17 protein-coding genes are annotated in these 18,008 nt (G+C 70.8%); 12 read left to right on the forward strand and 5 right to left on the reverse strand.

All coding sequences use genetic code 11. From position 1 onward, the window contains the following. The first annotated feature begins 32 nt into the window (after nucleotides 1-32). Nucleotides 33-932, forward strand: coding sequence for an alpha/beta hydrolase (locus RWS82_RS04540; RefSeq protein WP_314647337.1), 900 nt, complete (start codon nucleotides 33-35; stop codon nucleotides 930-932). On the opposite strand, the gene RWS82_RS04545 is transcribed toward RWS82_RS04540, so the two are convergent. Continuing rightward, entirely contained in the window at nucleotides 892-1,377 is a 486-nt protein-coding gene (locus tag RWS82_RS04545) for an Lrp/AsnC family transcriptional regulator (RefSeq protein ID WP_314647339.1), read from the reverse strand. The two genes, RWS82_RS04540 and RWS82_RS04545, sit on opposite strands and share 41 nt — an antisense overlap. Before the next feature lie 164 nt (nucleotides 1,378-1,541). Between RWS82_RS04545 and pdhA the strand changes: the two genes are divergently transcribed. From pdhA to RWS82_RS04560, 3 genes are read left to right on the forward strand one after another with little or no spacing between them, the layout of a single operon-like run. Further along, entirely contained in the window at nucleotides 1,542-2,663 is a 1,122-nt protein-coding gene (pdhA, locus tag RWS82_RS04550; protein WP_314648188.1) for a pyruvate dehydrogenase (acetyl-transferring) E1 component subunit alpha, read from the forward strand. Beyond that, nucleotides 2,660-3,667: an alpha-ketoacid dehydrogenase subunit beta gene (locus RWS82_RS04555; RefSeq protein ID WP_314647341.1), complete on the forward strand. Its 1,008-nt coding sequence runs from the start codon at nucleotides 2,660-2,662 to the stop codon at nucleotides 3,665-3,667. Before pdhA ends, RWS82_RS04555 begins: the two co-directional genes overlap by 4 nt. Then, nucleotides 3,664-5,034, forward strand: a complete 1,371-nt coding sequence (locus RWS82_RS04560) for a dihydrolipoamide acetyltransferase family protein (RefSeq protein WP_314647344.1) — start codon at nucleotides 3,664-3,666, stop codon at nucleotides 5,032-5,034. The genes RWS82_RS04555 and RWS82_RS04560 overlap by 4 nt, the downstream gene beginning before the upstream one ends. On the opposite strand, the gene RWS82_RS04565 is transcribed toward RWS82_RS04560, so the two are convergent. Beyond that, complete coding sequence (locus RWS82_RS04565; RefSeq protein WP_314647346.1) at nucleotides 5,027-5,620, reverse strand: TetR/AcrR family transcriptional regulator; 594 nt, start codon at nucleotides 5,618-5,620, stop codon at nucleotides 5,027-5,029. The genes RWS82_RS04560 and RWS82_RS04565 overlap by 8 nt on opposite strands. 112 nt (nucleotides 5,621-5,732) lie before the next feature. Between RWS82_RS04565 and RWS82_RS04570 the strand changes: the two genes are divergently transcribed. The 5 genes from RWS82_RS04570 to RWS82_RS04590 are packed head-to-tail and all read left to right on the forward strand — an operon-like array spanning nucleotide 5,733 to nucleotide 11,656. Beyond that, complete coding sequence (locus tag RWS82_RS04570; RefSeq protein WP_314647348.1) at nucleotides 5,733-7,286, forward strand: carboxyl transferase domain-containing protein; 1,554 nt, start codon at nucleotides 5,733-5,735, stop codon at nucleotides 7,284-7,286. A 4-nt stretch (nucleotides 7,287-7,290) separates the two neighbouring features. Continuing rightward, complete coding sequence (locus RWS82_RS04575; protein ID WP_314647350.1) at nucleotides 7,291-9,207, forward strand: biotin carboxylase N-terminal domain-containing protein; 1,917 nt, start codon at nucleotides 7,291-7,293, stop codon at nucleotides 9,205-9,207. Continuing rightward, the gene (locus RWS82_RS04580) at nucleotides 9,207-10,355 is read left to right on the forward strand and encodes an acyl-CoA dehydrogenase family protein (protein WP_314648190.1); all 1,149 of its coding nucleotides are present in this window, start codon (nucleotides 9,207-9,209) and stop codon (nucleotides 10,353-10,355) included. The genes RWS82_RS04575 and RWS82_RS04580 overlap by 1 nt, the downstream gene beginning before the upstream one ends. A 9-nt stretch (nucleotides 10,356-10,364) precedes the next feature. After that, nucleotides 10,365-10,853, forward strand: coding sequence for a MaoC family dehydratase (locus tag RWS82_RS04585; RefSeq protein WP_314647352.1), 489 nt, complete (start codon nucleotides 10,365-10,367; stop codon nucleotides 10,851-10,853). Then, the gene (locus RWS82_RS04590; protein WP_314647354.1) at nucleotides 10,850-11,656 is read left to right on the forward strand and encodes a CoA ester lyase; all 807 of its coding nucleotides are present in this window, start codon (nucleotides 10,850-10,852) and stop codon (nucleotides 11,654-11,656) included. Before RWS82_RS04585 ends, RWS82_RS04590 begins: the two co-directional genes overlap by 4 nt. Nucleotides 11,657-11,665: 9 nt before the next feature. Here the strand turns inward: RWS82_RS04590 and RWS82_RS04595 are convergent, their stop codons facing one another. Then, entirely contained in the window at nucleotides 11,666-12,253 is a 588-nt protein-coding gene (locus RWS82_RS04595) for a histidine phosphatase family protein (RefSeq protein WP_314647355.1), read from the reverse strand. Beyond that, entirely contained in the window at nucleotides 12,250-13,089 is an 840-nt protein-coding gene (locus tag RWS82_RS04600) for a Sir2 family NAD-dependent protein deacetylase (RefSeq protein ID WP_314647357.1), read from the reverse strand. The genes RWS82_RS04595 and RWS82_RS04600 overlap by 4 nt, the downstream gene beginning before the upstream one ends. Nucleotides 13,090-13,169: 80 nt before the next feature. Between RWS82_RS04600 and RWS82_RS04605 the strand changes: the two genes are divergently transcribed. Then, the gene (locus RWS82_RS04605; RefSeq protein ID WP_314647358.1) at nucleotides 13,170-13,970 is read left to right on the forward strand and encodes an RNA methyltransferase; all 801 of its coding nucleotides are present in this window, start codon (nucleotides 13,170-13,172) and stop codon (nucleotides 13,968-13,970) included. 37 nt (nucleotides 13,971-14,007) lie between these two features. Here RWS82_RS04605 and RWS82_RS04610 read toward each other — a convergent pair whose 3' ends face one another. Next, nucleotides 14,008-14,835, reverse strand: coding sequence for an SGNH/GDSL hydrolase family protein (locus RWS82_RS04610; protein WP_314647360.1), 828 nt, complete (start codon nucleotides 14,833-14,835; stop codon nucleotides 14,008-14,010). 126 nt (nucleotides 14,836-14,961) lie between these two features. Between RWS82_RS04610 and RWS82_RS04615 the strand changes: the two genes are divergently transcribed. After that, on the forward strand, nucleotides 14,962-16,704 hold the full coding sequence (locus tag RWS82_RS04615) for a DEAD/DEAH box helicase (protein WP_314647361.1): 1,743 nt from the start codon (nucleotides 14,962-14,964) through the stop codon (nucleotides 16,702-16,704). A gap of 120 nt (nucleotides 16,705-16,824) precedes the next feature. Then, on the forward strand, nucleotides 16,825-17,919 hold the full coding sequence (locus tag RWS82_RS04620) for a VIT1/CCC1 family protein (RefSeq protein WP_314647363.1): 1,095 nt from the start codon (nucleotides 16,825-16,827) through the stop codon (nucleotides 17,917-17,919). Nucleotides 17,920-18,008 lie beyond the last annotated feature (89 nt).

Consider the following 18,008-nt stretch of genomic DNA (forward strand, 5'->3'; position numbering starts at 1 on the left):
GGGAGGCGCTCCCGGGTCCGTAGACTCGGACCATGACCGTCCCCTCGCCGTATGCCGAACGTCTCGAGCGCCTGCCCGTCGCGCGGCATGAGGCAACGGTCCTGGGGGGAACGACCGCGTACTGGGTGTACGGACCCGATGACGCGCAGACGACGATCGTCGCCGTGCACGGGTTCCGGGGCGACCATCACGGCCTCGAACCGGTGCTCGCCTTCCTGCCCGAGGCGCGCGTCATCGCCCCCGACCTCCCGGGGTTCGGGGAGACCGCGCCCCTCCCCGGCCGTGCGCACGATCTCGCCGCCTACCGGGCGTGGCTGACCGCGTTCGTCGCCGCGACGGCTCCCGGCGCCGTCATCCTCGGCCACTCCTTCGGTTCGATCGTGGTCTCCGCGGCGGTGGCCGGCGGACTTCCCACGCCGCGGGTCGTGCTGGTCAATCCGATCGGAGCGCCGGCGCTGGAAGGGCCGAAGGCGGTGCTCACGAAGCTCGCCATCCTGTACTACGCGTTGGGTGCTCGTCTCCCCGAGCGGCTGGGGACGGGCCTGCTCCGGCACCCGCTCATCGTGCGCGTCATGAGCATCGCGATGGCCAAGACCCGCGACCGCGGGCTCCGGCGGTTCATCCACGATCAGCACGACCGCTACTTCTCCCGCTTCGCCGACCGCGACGTGCTCCGCGACGCTTTCGTCACGAGCGTCTCGCACGACGTGCGCGAGTTCGCGCCGAACATCGACGTCCCCACTCTGCTGATCGCTGCGCAGCGCGACGACATCACCCCGATCGAGGCCGAACGCCGACTCGCGACGCTGTTCGCCGATGCGACCCTGGTCGAGATCGCGGATGTCGGACACCTCATCCATTACGAGACCCCCGCCGAGGCCGCGGGTGCGATCAGGCGTTTCCTCCGGATTCCCGTCTCGCGAGGCCGATGAGCCCGGCCACCCGGAACGGGATGACCTCGCCCATCGCGAGCGCGGTCTCGGTGCGTTCGACTCCCTCGATCGACAGGATGCGGGCGTCGGTATCGAACAGGTGACGGGCGTCGCGGCATGCGACGCGAGCGAGCACGTCGATCGACCCGCTCAGCCCGTGCGCCTGCACGATCTCGGGGATGCGCGACAGTTCGCCGATGATGCGCGGCAATTCCGTCTGACGCACTCCGATGCTGACGAACGCATGCAGCGGGAACCCGAGAACGTCGGGCGAGAAGGACCTCTCGTAGGGGAGGAAGATGCCCGTCTGCTCCAACCGGGCCATGCGGGCCTGAATGGTGTTGCGGGAGAGGCCGAGGCTCTCCGCGAGCGAGACGATCGTCGTGCGCGGATCGTCGGAGAGCGCGGCGAGGATTTCGAGATCGGTGCGGTCGAGTCCGGGCATACTGCCAAACCCTAGCAGCACCAGTTCGGCAGAAATTGAGCAACATGCTCAGCAGCGCGGCGAATGCTTGAGCGAGGTGTGCAGCAGACGTACGCTCGGGCATGTCGGCATCGTCGCCGACAACCGCGGTGCCACGAGTGCCGCGCAGACCGAGGAGGACGATGATGTCACCGCAGATCACTCCCATCGCCGACACCGAGCAGGACCTGTCGCTCGTCGAGCGGCTGCTGACCCCGGAGGGGCGGCGCATCGCGAATCCGCGGCTCGACCCGTTCGTGCAGGACATCGACGCTCCCGCCTTGCGTGCGCTGCTCCGCGACATGGTCGTGCTGCGCCGGATCGACGCGGAGGGCGTGGCGTTGCAGCGCCAGGGCCAGCTCGGACTGTGGGCTCCGTGCCAGGGGCAGGAGGCGACGCAGATCGGCACCGCCCGCGCCTTGGAGCAGCGCGACTTCGTGTTCCCCAGCTACCGCGAGACCGGCGTGATCTACGCCCGGGGCGCCCGTCCGGGCGACTTCGTGCGGATGTGGCGCGGCGAGGAGGGGGCCGGACACGACCCGGCGGCGCTGGGCGTCGCCCCGCTGCAGATCATCATCGGCGCACAGACGCTGCACGCGGTGGGCTACGCCATGGGCATCCGCCACGACGGCGCGGACGAGGTCGCCGTCACCTACTTCGGCGACGGGGCGACGAGCCAGGGCGATGTGAACGAGGCGATGGTGTTCGCCGCGTCGTACAACGCCCCGGTCGTGTTCGTCTGCCAGAACAACCACTGGGCGATCTCCGAACCCGTCGCCGTGCAATCGCAGTTCCCGATCGCGGGGCGCGCCCCGGGGTTCGGTATCCCGAGTATGCGGGTCGACGGCAACGACGTGCTCGCCTGCCTCGCGGCTATGCGCTGGGCGCTCGCCCACGCCAGGGCAGGCAAGGGGCCCGCCTTCATCGAGGCCGTGACGTACCGCATGGGACCGCACACCACCGCCGACGACCCCACCCGTTACCGCCCCGAGGGCGAGCTCGAAGCATGGCGGCAGCGCGACCCCATCGCGCGGCTCGAGAAGCATCTCGAGGAGCTCGGCGAGCTCTCGGCGGAGCATGCCGCCGAGACGCAGACCGAGGCGGATCGGGTCGCACGCGAGATGCGCGCCGAGTGCCTCGGCATGGTCACGCGGCCGCCGCTCGCGGTGTTCGACGCGGTCTACGCCGAGCCCCACACCGGACTCGAGCGCCAGCGCGCCGACTACACGGCGTACCTCGCCGGCTTCGACGAGGAGGTCGTGGCATGACCGAACTCACTCTCGGCAAGGCGCTCGGCGCCGGACTCCGCCGTGCGATGCGGGACGACGACCGCGTGGTGCTGCTCGGCGAGGACATCGGGCGTCTCGGCGGGGTGTTCCGCATCACCGACGGCCTCCTCGACGAATTCGGTCCGACCCGCGTGATCGACACGCCGCTCGCGGAGTCCGGCATCGTCGGCACCGCGGTCGGCCTCGCGTTCCGCGGTTACCGCCCCGTCGTCGAGATCCAGTTCGACGGTTTCGTCTACCCCGCGTTCGATCAGATCGTCGCTCAGGTCGCGAAACTGCATTACCGCACCCAGGGTCGGGTGCGTATGCCGATCACGATCCGCATCCCGTGGGCGGGCGGGATCGGCGCCGCCGAGCACCACTCCGAGTCGCCCGAGGCCTACTTCGTCCACACCGCGGGGCTCCGGGTCGTCGCCGTGTCGAATCCGGCGGACGCGTACCGCGCGCTGCGTCAGGCGATCGCCTCGGATGACCCGGTGGTGTTCTTCGAGCCGAAGCGGCTGTATCACCACAAGGGCGAGGTCGACCTCGAAGCCCCGCTGGCGGATGCTCCACCGATGGGCCTTGCGCACGTGGTGCGCGAGGGGTCGGATGCCACCGTCATCAGCTACGGGGCGATGATCTCGACCGCGCTCCAGGCGGCGGACGCGGCAGCCGACGAGGGTGTGTCGCTCGAGGTGATCGATCTGCGCTCGCTGTCACCCGTCGACTACGACACCATCGCGGCATCCGTGCGCCGAACAGGTCGGGTCGTCGTCGCTCACGAGGCCTCGCGCGAGGCGGGCGTCGCCGCCGAGGTGATCGCGAGCATCACCGAGCTCTGCTTCGAATACCTCGAGGCTGCGCCGCTGCGGGTCACCGGGCACGACATCCCGTACCCGCCGGCGAAGCTCGAGAAACACCATCTGCCGGATCTCGATCGGATCCTCGACGCGGTCGACCGTGTGCTCGACCGCCGCAACCTGACGGGAGCAGAGGTATGAACGCGGAGTTCCGCCTGCCCGACCTCGGCGAGGGACTCACCGAGGCGGAGGTCGTGCAGTGGCTCGTCTCGCCGGGCGACCCCGTCGCTCTCAATCAGACGCTCGCGGAGGTCGAGACGGCCAAGGCCGTCGTCGAACTGCCCTCGCCGTACGAGGGGACGGTGACGGTGCTGCATGCCGACGCGGGGGAGACGGTCGCGGTCGGCGCCCCGCTCATCGCGTTCGATGTGGCGGGTGACGACGCCGCCTCGACCGAGGCGCCGGACGCGTCGAGCGCCACGGCGCCGGACGGCGCTCAGCCGAACCTCGTCGGTTACGGTGCCGCCCCCGCGGCGGCGGGGCGACCCGCCCGGCGTCTCCGGCGCACGGCCCCCACGCTCGCGGGCGATACGGCCGTGCTCGAGGCGGCACCGCACGACGCGTCGCCGTCGGTCGAACCGCCGACGCCCCTGCCCACCGAACGCCCGCGCTCGACTCCGCCGGTACGGGCGTACGCGAAGCGGCTCGGGGTCGATCTCGAGATGCTCGCGGCAGTGGTCGGTGACCGGGTCATCCGTCGCGACGACGTGGACGCCTTCCTGAACGGTGGTGCAGGCGGCGTCGCCATCGACGCACCCGCCCCGAGCGCATCGCGCCCTGCTCCGGCGGTTCCTCGCGATACGGCTCCGCGCGAGGTGCGCATCCCCATCCGCGGCGTGCGGAAGCACACCGCGGCCGCCATGGTGCAGAGCGCCTTCACAGCACCGCACGTGACGGTCTTCCACACCGTCGACGTCACGGCCACCATGGAGCTGATCGCGTCGCTCAAGGACGACAGGGCGCTGGCCTCGCATCGCATCGGACCGTTGGCCGTGATCGCCACGGTCGTGTGCCGCGCTCTGCCGCGCACGCCCGGGTTGAACGCCCGATGGGACGAGGAGGCGGGCGAGATCGTGCAGTACTCCTACGTCGACCTCGGCATCGCGGCGGCGACCGATCGCGGTCTGATCGTGCCGAACATCCGCGATGCCGGCGATCTCGGCCTGGCGGCGATGAGCGACGCTATCCGGGAGCTTGCCGAGACAGCGCGCGCGGGGAAGACCTCGCCGTCGGAGTTGCTCGGCGGGACGTTCTCGATCTCGAACATCGGGGTCTTCGGCGTCGATGCGGGCACGCCGATCCTGCCGCCCGGTCAATCGGGCATCCTCGCCGTCGGCGCGGTGCGGCGTCAGCCGTGGGAGTACCGCGGCGAGATCGCCCTGCGTCAGGTGATGACGCTGAGTCTGTCGTTCGATCATCGGCTCGTCGATGGTGCAGAGGGCGCGAGGTTCCTCAAGGATGTCGCCGACGTTCTGGAGGAGCCGGGGCGGGCGTTGCTGCTCAGCTAGCCGCGCGCAGGGCGGCCGAGGCCATTGCGGCGAGCACCTCGGCCGTCGACGCGTGCCCTCGCGCGGCGGATCGCGTGCTGTGCGGGGTGGAGTTGATGAGTCCGAAGCAGGCCTGCACTCGCAGTCGCAACTCGTCGGTGTCGGCGGAGCGGAGCGGCGCGAGGCATTCGATCCAGAGGTCCACGTAGCTGCGCTGCAGCCGCCGCACCTGCGCGCGGTCGCTGTCGCTCAGGTGTGCGACGTCGCGGTCCTGCACCTGGATGACCGGCGCATTCGCGAGGGCGAAGCCGACGTGGAAGCGCACGAGCGCGTCCATGCGGGCGTCGTCGTCATGGTCGGAGTCGGCCACGGCGCGACCGCCGGACAGCAGATCGCGGCTGACCTGCACGAGGATCGCGCCGAGCAGGGCCTGCTTGCCGGCGAAGTGGCGGTAGACGGCGGGCCCGGACACCCCCACGGCGGCTCCGATGTCTTCCAGGCTGACGCCGGTGTACCCGCGGTCGGCGAAGAGGAGGGCCGCGTGATGGAGGATCGCATCCGTACGCTCCAACTTCGCGCGATCGCGAGCGGTGACGGGGGTTGTCATCTCAGTTAATCCTCGCTAACCTGCAGGAATGGGTTAGTGCACACTAACCGAAAAAGCGTGAGCGCCGCCACCGCGCGAGCTCCACCGTCGCGATGTCGAGGAGGACACCACGATGCCCACCACGCAGGAATCGCTCGCGCAGCAACTGCACGAGCGCCTCGAGACGGCCGCTCTGGGCGGACCCGAGAGCTCCCGCCAGCGGCACATCGCGCGCGGCAAACTGCTGCCGCGCGACCGCGTCGACCGGCTGCTCGACGAGGGGAGTCCCTTCCTCGAGGTCGCCCCGCTCGCCGCACACGGGCTGTACGACGGTGAGGCTCCGGGCGCCGGGGTCATCGCGGGGATCGGGCTGGTGCACGGCCGCCAGGTGATGGTCGTGTGCAACGACGCCACGGTCAAGGGCGGCACCTACCTCCCGATGACCGTCAAGAAGCACCTCCGCGCTCAGGAGATCGCGCTCGAGAATCGTCTGCCCTGCCTCTACCTCGTCGACTCGGGAGGAGCGTTCCTGCCCAAGCAGGACGAGGTCTTCCCCGATCGCGAGCACTTCGGCCGCATCTTCTACAACCAGGCGCGGCTGTCGGCCCAGGGTATCCCTCAGCTCGCTGCGGTGCTCGGCTCGTGCACCGCCGGAGGCGCGTACGTGCCGGCGATGAGCGACGAGACCGTCATCGTGCGCAACCAGGGCACCATCTTCCTCGGCGGCCCGCCCTTGGTGAAGGCCGCGATCGGCGAGGTGGTGACGGCCGAGGAACTCGGCGGCGGCGAGCTGCACGCTCGACGCAGCGGCGTGGTCGATCACCTCGCCGAGGACGACGAGCACGCACTCGAGATCCTCCGCGACATCGTGCGCACGCTCCCCGCGCCCGCGGAGCCGGCCTGGCCCGTCGCGCCTTCGCGAGAGCCGGCCGAGACCGGGTCTCTGTACGACGTCGTCCCGGTCGACGTGAATGCGGCATACGACGTGCGCGAGGTCATCCACCGTCTCGTCGATGCCGACAGTGTGCGCGAGTTCAAGGCCGAGTACGGCACGACTCTCGTCACGGCCTTCGCTCGGCTGCACGGGCATCCGATCGGGATCGTGGCGAACAACGGCGTGCTGTTCAGCGAGTCGGCCTCGAAGGGTGCCCACTTCATCGAACTGTGCGATCAGCGCGGCATCCCCCTCCTGTTCCTGCAGAACATCACCGGCTTCATGGTCGGCTCGGATGCCGAGGCGGGCGGCATCGCCAAGGACGGCGCGAAGATGGTCACGGCCGTCGCGAGCACCCGTGTTCCGAAGCTGACCGTGATCATCGGGGGATCCTTCGGTGCGGGCAACTACTCCATGTGCGGGCGGGCCTATTCGCCCCGCTTCCTCTGGACCTGGCCGGCCAGCCGTATCTCCGTCATGGGCGGGAATCAGGCCGCCGCCGTTCTGGCGACCGTGAAGGAGGATCAGCTGTCGGGGCGCGGCGAGTCGTGGTCGGCGGAGGAGCGTGCGTCGTTCGAAGAGCCGATCCGCGCCCAGTACGAGGAGCAGGGCGAGCCGTACTACGCCACCGCGCGTCTCTGGGACGACGGCATCATCGACCCGCAGCAGACGCGCGACGTGCTGGGCCTGGCCCTCGATGTCGTCTCGCGCGTCCCGCTGCCCGAACCGCGCTTCGGCGTCTTCCGGATGTGATCTCATGAACCACGACCACCAGCCTCTGTTCGACACCGTGCTCGTCACCAACCGTGGCGAGATCGCCCGCCGCATCATCCGCACACTCCGGGCGCTCGGCATTCGCAGCGTCGCCGTCTACAGCGATGCCGATGCCGACGCCCCGCACGTGAGGGAGGCGGATGCGGCGGTGCGCATCGGACCCGCGCCCGCCGCCGAGTCATACCTTCGGGTGGATGCCGTGATCGAGGCGGCACAGCAGACCGGGGCGCAGGCGATCCATCCCGGCTACGGCTTCCTCTCGGAGAGCGTCGATCTCGCCGCCGCCTGCGCGGACGCCGGGATCACCTTCATCGGACCCGACACTGCCGCACTCGAGATCATGGGCGACAAGGCGCGGGCCAGGGAGCACGTCGCGGCGCACGGCGTGCCCGTGGTGCCCGGCTTCGATGCCGCCGGGCTCACCGACGAGGAGATCGCGACCGAGGCGGCGCGCATCGGCTTCCCCGTGCTGGTCAAGCCCAGCGCGGGCGGCGGCGGCAAGGGCATGGAGGTCGTGACCGATCCGGCGGACCTCCCGCGCGCCCTGTCGTCGGCGCGTCGCATCGCGATCGCCGCGTTCTCGGACGATGCGCTCGTGATCGAGCGCCTCATCTCGCGTCCGCGACACATCGAGGTGCAGGTCTTCGGCGACACCCACGGACGGGTCATCGAACTCGGCGAACGCGAGTGCACCCTCCAACGTCGTCACCAGAAGGTGATCGAAGAGGCCCCGTCCGCGGGGATCCCCGATGACACACGTCGGCGACTTCTCGACGCCGCGGTGCGGGCCGCCGAGAGCGTCTCGTACGTCGGCGCGGGCACGGTCGAGTTCCTCATCGACGCCGATTCCCCGGACGAGGTCTTCTTCATCGAGATGAACACGCGTCTGCAGGTCGAGCATCCGGTCACCGAGGAGGTCACCGGCCTCGACCTCGTGGCCCTCCAGGTGCGCGTCGCAGCCGGAGAACCCCTCGACACGGCCCCGCGCCTGCACGGGCACGCGGTCGAGGCCCGCGTGTACGCCGAGTCCCCGGAGCGCGGATTCCTGCCCTCGACGGGAAGAGTGCTGCTCTTCGAGCCGCCCGTCGGCGGGCGCGTGGACGCGGCCGTGGAGACGGGGAGTGAGATCACCGGTCACTACGACCCCCTGATCGCGAAGATCGTCGCGGTCGCCGATGACCGCCGCACCGCGCTGGCCCGTCTGGACGACGCCCTCTCGCGCACCGTCGTGCTGGGAGTCGAGACCAACATCGCCTTCCTCCGTCTGCTGTGCCGCGACGCCCGCGTGCGCGCGGGCGACCTCGACACCGGGCTCATCGAGACGCTGCTCCCGTTCCCCGCCGCACCGCCCAGTGACGCGATGCTCGCCGCGGCGAGCGCCGCCCTGCTGCCGCGCGACGTGCGCGCCGGCGCGCCGTGGGACCGGGCGGACGGATGGAGGCTCGGTCGACCCACACCGGCGGAGCGCGACGCCGTCACGTTCCTGACGGACGACGACGATGAACTGACAGCCCCGATGAGGTCACCCCGCGCGGCCCGGGCCACGGCTCGCCGCGACGCGGACGGTGCGATCTGGGTCGGCGAGGACGGGCGATCCGTGCGTCTGCGCGCGCTCGACCGCCGGGACCGCGCGGTGCGGCGGCTCGCCGCGCGCGGCGCCGAGTCGGCGGCCGCAGAGCCGGAGGGTCGCGCCCCGATGCCCGGCACCGTCGTGGCGATCCACGTCGAAGACGGCAGCCGAGTGGCGGCGGGCGACCCGCTCGTGTCGATCGAGGCGATGAAGATGGAGCACCCGGTGAGTGCACCGACCGATGGGGTCGTGCATGTGCTGGTGGCGCTCGGAGACCAGGTGCGGCGGGGACAGCCCGTCGTACGCGTGACCATGCAGGAGGAGCGATGATGCACGGGATGAGCGACGAGGAACGCGAACTGGCGGGGATGGTGCGGGAGTTCGCCGACACGGTGGTGGCACCGCGGTCGTACGAGGCGGACCGCACCCACACCCTGCCGATGGATGTCGTGTCGGCGATGGGGGAGTTGGGGCTGTTCGGCCTGCCGTTCCCCGAGCAGTACGGCGGCCAGGGCGGGGACTACTTCGCCCTGGGCCTCGCGATCGAGGCGCTCGCCCGCGTCGACCAGTCGATCGCCATCACCCTCGAGGCCGGAGTCAGCCTGGGCGCGATGCCGGTCTTCCGGTTCGGTGACGACCGTCAGAAGGAGGAGCTGCTTCCCGACCTCCTCGCGGGACGTGCTCTCGCCGGATTCGGCTTGACCGAGCCGGAGGCCGGCAGCGACGCCGGGGCCACCCGCACCACCGCCCGGCTCGACGGCGACGAATGGGTCATCGATGGGGCGAAGCAGTTCATCACGAACTCGGGCACCCCGATCACGCGGTTCGTCACGGTCACGGCGGTCACCGGCACCGAGAACGGTCGCAAGGAGATCTCGACCATCATCGTGCCGAACGGCACCCCCGGGTTCACGGTCGAGGCCCCGTACGACAAGGTGGGCTGGAACGCCTCAGACACCCACCCGCTGACCTTCACCGGCGCGCGTGTGCCGGCCGGGAACCTGCTGGGTGCACGCGGTGCGGGATTCCGCGGGTTCCTCAGCATCCTCGACGAGGGCCGCATCGCCATCGCGGCTCTCGCGACCGGGGCGGCGGAGGGATGCCTCGAAGCGGCCGTCGAGTACGCGAAGAGCCGCACGGTGTTCGGCAGCGCCCTCGCCACCCGTCAGAACGCGCAGTTCACCCTCGCCCGCATGCGAGCCCGGGTGCACACGGCGCGGCTCGCCTGGCACCACGCCGCGCGGCTGCGAGACGCCGGCCGCCCGTTCGCCGAGCAGGCGGCGATCGCCAAGCTGGTCTCGGGCGAGGCCGCGATGGACAACGCCCGCGACGCGACGCAGATCTTCGGCGGGAACGGCTTCATGAACGAGTTCCCCGTCGCACGCCATTACCGCGACTCGAAAATCCTCGAGATCGGCGAGGGCACGACCGAGGTGCAGCTGCTGGTGATCGCGCGGTCGCTGGGCCTGGCCGGGTAGCGTGAGGGCATGACCGAGCGGGAGATCGTGCAGCGCGGGCTGTACTACGAGGAGTTCGAGGTCGGGGCCCGGTATCTGCACCGCCCCGGGCGCACGGCCACCGAGGCGGATAACGTGCTGTTCACGACGCTGACGATGAACATGCAGGCCCTGCACCTCGATGCGGCATTCGCGGCGACGCAGGAGCCCTTCCACGCACGGCTCATGAACTCGATGTGGACGCTGTCGACCATGGTCGGAGCATCCGTCGCCCAGCTCACGCAGGGCACGCTCGTCGCGCAGCTCGGTCTGGGAGACATCGCGTTCCCGAAGCCGCTGTTCGCCGGCGACACGCTGTACACCGAGAGCGTCGTGACGGCGAAGCGCCCCTCCGGTTCCCGCCCCGCGCAGGGGATCGTGGAGATCGCCCACACCGGCCGCAATCAGGACGGGGTGGTGGTGGCGACCGCGTCGCGCTCCGTGCTCGTTCACCGACACCCCGAGGAGAGCGCGTCGTGACCTTCACCCTGGGCCCTGCTCTGCTGTTCTGCCCCGCCGACCGCCCCGAGCGCTTCGCGAAGGCGGCGTCGCGCGCCGACGCGGTGATCCTCGACCTCGAAGACGCGGTGCGACCCGAGGCGAAAGCCGTCGCCCGCGCGAACGTGGTCGACGCGGACCTCGACCCCGCGCGCGTCATCGTGCGGGTGAACGCGCCGGACAGCGCGGAGTTCGCGGCCGACCTGGAAGCGGTCGCCGCCTCGCCGTTCCGCACCGTGATGGTGGCGAAGGCGGAAGATCCGGCGGCGCTCGATGTGTTCGACGCGGACTATGCGGTGGTCGGCCTGTGCGAGACCGCCCGTGGCGTGCAGGCCGCCGATGCCCTTGCCGCCCACCCGCGGGTCACGGCGCTCATGTGGGGTGCGGAAGACCTCGTGGCGTCCTTGGGCGGAACATCGAGCCGACGCCCGGACGGCGCGTACCGAGACGTCGCCCGATACGCGCGATCGCGTGTTCTCGTGGCGGCCGGTGCGCGCGGTCGGGCGGCGATCGACGCGGTGCATCTCGACATCGACGATCTCGCCGGCTTGGAGGAGGAGGCCGCCGATGCCGCCGCCTCCGGGTTCCGGGCGACCGCGTGCATTCATCCGGGTCAGGTCGACGCCATCCGCGCCGCCTACCGGCCGGATGCGGCACTCGTCGCGTGGGCGCGCGGGGTGCTCGCGGCCGCGGAGGGGGAGCGCGGTGTCTTCCGGTACGAGGGACGGATGGTCGACGAACCCGTGCTGCGCCATGCCCGATCGGTGGTCGACCGGGCAGGGTGACCGGGCGACTCAGAGCAGGACGTTCTGCTCCAGCAGACGCAGGGAACCCGGCGATGCCTCGAAGCGCGTCGCCGAGCCGTTGCGGATGACGTCGCCGACACGTGGCAGCGTGCCGCCGGACACGTGATCGACGAGGGCGCGGATCACGCCGCCGTGCGCGACGACGATGACGGACTCGGCCATCGGCGCCGAGCGCCGTCGGGCGTCGCGGGCGATGACGTCGAGCGCCCGCAGAGCACGTTCGGCCACCTCGCCCAGCGTCTCGGCGCCGGGCACCGCGGCGTCCCAGTCGCCGTAGGTGCGCAGGTAGTCCTCGACGAGCATCCCTTCGCCGTCGCCGAACTCGCGCTCGCGCAGGTCGGGCACGAGCACCGGCCCGTCGAGACCGATGGCCTCCGCGATGATCTCCGCAGTCTCCCGTGCACGCGCGAGAGGGCTGGCGTAGATGGCATGGTGCGTCGAGCCGTCGAGCTGACCGGCCGCCCACCGGGCGTCGGCGCGACCCGTGTCGTTCAGGGGGATGTCGGTCGACCCCTGGATGCGGCGGGCGAGGTTCCAGTCCGTCTGTCCATGGCGGACGAGGGTGAGAAGGGTCACGTGAGAAGCTCCTGCAGGGCCGGGAGCACGTCGCTCGTGCCGGCCGCGATGGTGACATGGGCCCAGACATCGGCGCGCGTGGGCTCGTGGTTGACGATGATCAGGGGGATGCCGCGACGACGGGCGCGCTCGACGAGTCGCACTCCCGAATTCACGACGAGCGAGGAGCCGGCGACGATCAGAGCGGTGCTGGAGCGCAGCAGCGACTCGGCGGCGCGGAAGCGGTCGAGCGGCACGTACTCTCCGAAGAACACCACGTCGGGCTTGAGCATCCCGTCGCACACCGTGCACCGGGGGATCACGAAGCCGTCGACCGTCTCGGGGAGGACATCGCCGTCGGGGTTGAGTTTGACGTTCTCCGGCACGGTGATCCACGGGTTGAGCTCTTCGATCTGCACGGCGACGTCGCGTCGATCGAAGACCTGTCCGCAGTGCAGGCAGAGAACCCGGCGCATCGTGCCGTGCACCTCGATCACGTGCGAGCTGCCGGCGCGCAGGTGCAATCCGTCGACGTTCTGAGTGATCACCCCGCTGACGGCCCCGGAGGCCTCCATCTCGGCGAGCGCGGTGTGACCGCGGTTCGGCGCCGCACGGGCGAAGGCCCGCCATCCGAGATGCCCGCCCACCCAGTAGCGTCGGCGGGCGGCCTCGTCGCCGAGGTACGTCTGGATAGTCATGGGGTTGCTGCGCGGGGGAGCGCCCTCGCCGCGATACGCGGGGATGCCCGAGTCGGTCGAGACGCCCGCGCCGGTGAGGAGCGCGATCCGGGTTCCGCGGAGCAGACCGGCCGCCTGTTCGATACGACGCCGGATCTCCTCGTCTGCGATCGTGGTCACGGAGCCTCCTCTGCGATTCTACGGGCCGGGTCCGACGGGTGGCGTCGGAGGCCCGGCGCGACGTGCGACAGTGGAGGTCTATGGAGATCGTGCACCTCGGCGCCGCGGACGACGCGCGTCTCGACGACTACCGCTCGCTCACCGACACCGCCCTGCGCCTGCGCATGGAGCCCGCGGGCGGGCTGTACATCGCCGAATCGGCGACCGTCATCGAGCGGGCCATCGCCGCGGGCCATCGGCCGCGCTCCGTCATAGTGCAGCAGCGTCGGCTGAAGGCGGTCGCCGCGATGCTCGAGACCGTCGACGTCCCGGTGTACGTGGTGCCGGATGCCGTCGCCGAGGCCGTGACCGGGTACGACGTTCATCGGGGCGCCCTCGCCGCGATGCATCGCCCCATTCTCCCCGGCGTCCGGGAGACCGTCGCCGGAGGGCGTCTCGTCGTCATCCTCGAGGGCATCGGCGACCATGCGAACATCGGCGCCGCCTTCCGGGCCGCCGCGGCGCTGGGCGCCGACGCGGTGCTGGTCGCGCCGCGCTGCGCCGATCCGCTGTACCGCCGCAGCGTGCGGGTGAGCATGGGGACCGTGTTCCAGGTTCCCTGGACGCGGATCGACGACTGGCATGTCGCGATGGCGGACCTGCGCGCCGAGGGGTTCTCCCTCGCAGCACTCGCCCTCGACGAGCGCGCCGTCACTCTCGACGCCTACGTCGCGAAGCGCCCGGCCCGGGTGGCTCTGATGCTGGGCTCCGAGGGCGAGGGGCTCTCGGCGGGGGCGCTCGCGAGCGCGGACCACACGGTCATGATCCCGATGTCCGGAGGAGTGGACTCACTGAACGTCGCGTCCGCGGCGGCGGTCGCCCTCTGGGCGCTCTCCCGCTGAGGCGATCGCGGCTTCCCCGCCCGCGAGGGCGGCGTGCTCAGTGGCTCTCGGGGAAGACGATCGGCGACGGCTCCGGACGCTTGGCGGCGACGTGGTCTCCCGACGACTGGTGGCGGAGGCGGCGGAGCACCCAGGGCACGAGGTGCTCGCGTGCCCAGCCGAAGTCCCCTGCGCGGGCCTCGCGCCACGTGCGCACCGGCAGGGGCTCGGGCTGCATCGCCTCCAGGTCGTTGGGCACGTTGAGGGCGCGCAGCACCATGCGGGCGATCTCGTGGTGCCCCAGCGTGTTGTAGTGCAGGCGGTCGTCGTCGAAGAACCGCGGGTCCTGCACCACCTTCAGCGCCCACTGGTCGGCGACGATGCAGTCGTGGCGCTCGGCGATCGCCCGGATGTTCTCGTTGTAGATGGCGACCTTGCCGCGGAACGGCCGGAACACCGGCGTGAATGCCGTGTCGATGCCGGTGAACAGCAGCACGGCGGCCCCGGTGGAGGCGAGGCGCGAGACCGCGTCCTCCAGCTGCGCGGCGATCGCGTCGGGGTCGGTACCGGGCCGGATGACATCGTTGCCGCCTGCGGAGATCGAGACGAGGTCGGGGTGGAGGGCCACGGCCGGTTCGATCTGGTCGCGGACGATCTGCGCGACCAGCTTTCCGCGCACCGCGAGATTGGCGTACGCGAAGTCGTCGACCTGCTGGGCCAGCACCTCGGCGACCCGGTCCGCCCAGCCGCGGTGACCTCCGGGGACCGCGGGATCCGGATCGCCGATGCCTTCGGTGAACGAGTCGCCGATGGCCACGAATCGACGCCAGGGGTGCGGAGCGTCATTGGGGACGTAGGGGGTCCGGGGCGAATCCTGGTCTGTCATCCCGCTCTCCTTCGCGAACGCGCGCCGAAGCGACGGAGGTCGCGGCGCACGCCCGAGCCTACTCCGACGACCTGTTCGATGCCGGGCGCGCGCCGATGTCGGAGGCGACCGATTATCGTTGATCCGATGCTCTCTCCGTCCTTCCCTCAGCGAGCTCCGTGGGGAACCGCCAACAAGCTGCGCGCCTGGCAGCAAGAGGCCCTGGATCAGTACTTCGCCGCCGACCAGCGCGACTTCCTGGTCGCCGCCACGCCGGGCGCCGGCAAGACGACGTTCGCCCTCACGCTCGCCGTCGAGCTGATGCGCTCGGGCGAGATCAACCGCATCATCGTGGTGGCCCCCACCGAGCACCTCAAGACGCAGTGGGCCGATGCGGCAGCCCGCGTGCACATCCGTCTCGACCCCGCGTTCAAGAACAGCCACTGGGCGCCCGCGCGGCACTATCACGGTGCCGTGGTGACCTATGCCCAGGTCGCGGCGAAGTCGTCGGTGCACCGCCATCTCACCGAAGACGCGAAGACCCTCGTCATCCTCGACGAGGTGCACCACGGCGGCGACGCGCTCAGCTGGGGCGACGCGATCCGCGACGCCTACGGACCGGCCACACGACGACTGCTGCTCTCGGGGACGCCGTTCCGCAGCGATACCGCGCCCATCCCGTTCGTCGAGTACCACCCTGACGAGTCCGGCGCCCGCATCTCGCGCACCGATTACAACTACGGGTACGGGCGGGCCCTCGCCGACGGCGTCGTGCGCCCCGTGCTCTTCCACATGTACGCGGGCAAGATGCGGTGGCGCACGACCTCGGGCGACGAGCTCGAGACCCATCTCGGGCAGGACAACACCAAGGACGTGACCTCGCAGGCCTGGCGCACCGCGCTCGACCCCGAGGGCGAGTGGATGCCCGCCGTGCTCTCGGCGGCCGACCGACGCCTCACCGAGATCCGCCATCATGTGCCGGATGCCGGCGGGCTCGTGCTCGCGACCGACCAGACCGTGGCCCGCGCCTACGCCAAGATCCTGCACAGCATCACGCGGCAGCAGCCGACGATCGTGCTCTCCGACGACACGACCGCCTCGGAGCGCATCGAGAAGTTCAGTGCGAGCGACGACCGCTGGATGGTCGCGGTGCGCATGGTGTCGGAGGGCGTCGACGTCCCCCGTCTGGCGGTGGGCGTGTACGCGACCTCGTCGTCGACGCCCCTGTTCTTCGCCCAGGCCATCGGCCGTTTCGTGCGTGCACGTCGGCGCGGCGAGGCGGCCAGCGTCTTCCTGCCGCAGGTCCCGGTCCTCATGGGGCTGGCGAACGAGATGGACAAGCAGCGCGACCACGCGCTGGACCGGCAGTCGAAAGACGACGACGGCCTCGACGACTCGTTGCTCGAGAGCGCCAACCGCGAGGAGGAGACGTCGGATGCGCTGACCCAGGAGTTCAGCTATCAGGCGCTCTCGTCGGTCGCTCACTTCGATCGGGTGGTGTTCGAGGGCCAGGAGTTCGGTCAGCTCGCCGAGCCCGGCACGCCCGAGGAGGAGGAGTTCATCGGGTTCCCTGGGCTGCTCGAGCCCGAGCACGTGCATGACCTGCTCATGCAGCGTCAGGCGCGTCAGTCGCGGCTGCGGGAGGCGCGAGAGGCGAGTGCGGGGCCCGAGCAGACGACGACGCTCCCCGCCCCGCTGCACCGCACGCTGAAGGAGCAGCGTCAGCTGCTGAACAGCCTCGTGGGGCTCTACGCGCGGCAGAAGGGCGAGCCGCATGGCGCGGTGCACGCCGAGCTGCGTCGCATCTGCGGCGGGCCGGCCGTCGCCCAGGCCACGGTGACGCAGCTGCAGGCCCGGATCGACGTGCTACGCAAACGCGTCCGCTCCTGACGGCACCTCGGACGGGGCGGGCTTCGGAAGCCCGAAATGCTGTCAATCGGCGGCTCCGCGCCGGTCGCAGCGGGGCGCCCGGCTAGCGTGGAACGGTTGCCCGATCGCCCAGGAGGATGCATGACCACCCCGCTCGCCGAGCCCACCGCCGCAGACCGTCGACGCTGGGCGCGCTACCTCGTCGAGGAGCGCGCCGAGGGCCGGGTCTACCAGCGGCTCGCCGAGAGCAGGACGGGGGAGGAGCGCGACATCCTGCTCCGTCTCGCCGACGCCGAACGTCGACACGAGCAGCACTGGATCGACCTCCTCGGCGGTACACCCGAGCGACTGCCGCGCGCCGGCATCCGCTCCCGGCTGCTCGGCTGGATGGCCGGCCGCTTCGGTTCGATCTTCGTGCTGGCGCTCGCGCAGGTGGCGGAGGCGCGATCGCCGTACGACGCCGAGCAGTACGCGACGCCCGCCATGCGCGCCGACGAGAAGGTGCACTACGAGGTCGTCCGGGGGCTGGCGGCTCGAGGTCGCCGGCGGCTGTCCGGTTCGTTCCGCGCGGCGGTCTTCGGGGCGAACGACGGTCTCGTCAGCAATCTCGCGCTCGTACTCGGCATCGGTGCCACCGGGGTCAGCTCGTCGTTCGTGCTCTTCAGCGGCGTCGCGGGGCTGCTCGCGGGCGCCCTGTCGATGGGCGCGGGCGAGTTCGTCTCGGTGCGGTCCCAGCGCGAGTTGCTCGCGGCGACCGAGGCCAACGAAGACGCCGCGGCATCGGCGCACGACCTCGACATCGACGAGAACGAGCTCGCCCTCGTCTACCGGGCGCGCGGCGTCGCTCCAGACGAGGCTTTGGCGAAGGCGCGTCGTATCGTCGCCGCGGCGCAGGAAGGTGTGCGCCGAACGGCGACGGGGCCGATCGGTACGCACGCTGCCGACGAGCACGAGATCGTCGGGAGCGACTGGATGGCCGCTCTCACGAGCTTCCTGCTTTTCGCATCGGGGGCGATTATCCCGGTGCTGCCCTGGATCTTCGGTCTCACGGGCACGGCGGCGGTGGTGCTGGCACTCGTGCTCGTGGGAATCGCTCTGCTGAGCACCGGTGCTATGGTCGGCATCCTGTCGGGCGGTCCGCCCCTGCGCCGCGCGCTGCGGCAGCTGGCGATCGGTTTCGGCGCTGCCGCGATCACTTACCTGTTGGGGCTGCTGTTCGGCGTCGGGGCGGTCTGAGCCCGCCCCTGTCGGTGCGCGGGTGCTCGTCGCGGAGTGTTCGCGCACCGATCGGCCGCCGAAGCCGGAAGCCGTGGACGCAGAAGAGG

The organism is uncultured Microbacterium sp. (genome assembly GCF_963528945.1).
In the GTDB taxonomy this organism is placed as follows: domain Bacteria; phylum Actinomycetota; class Actinomycetes; order Actinomycetales; family Microbacteriaceae; genus Microbacterium.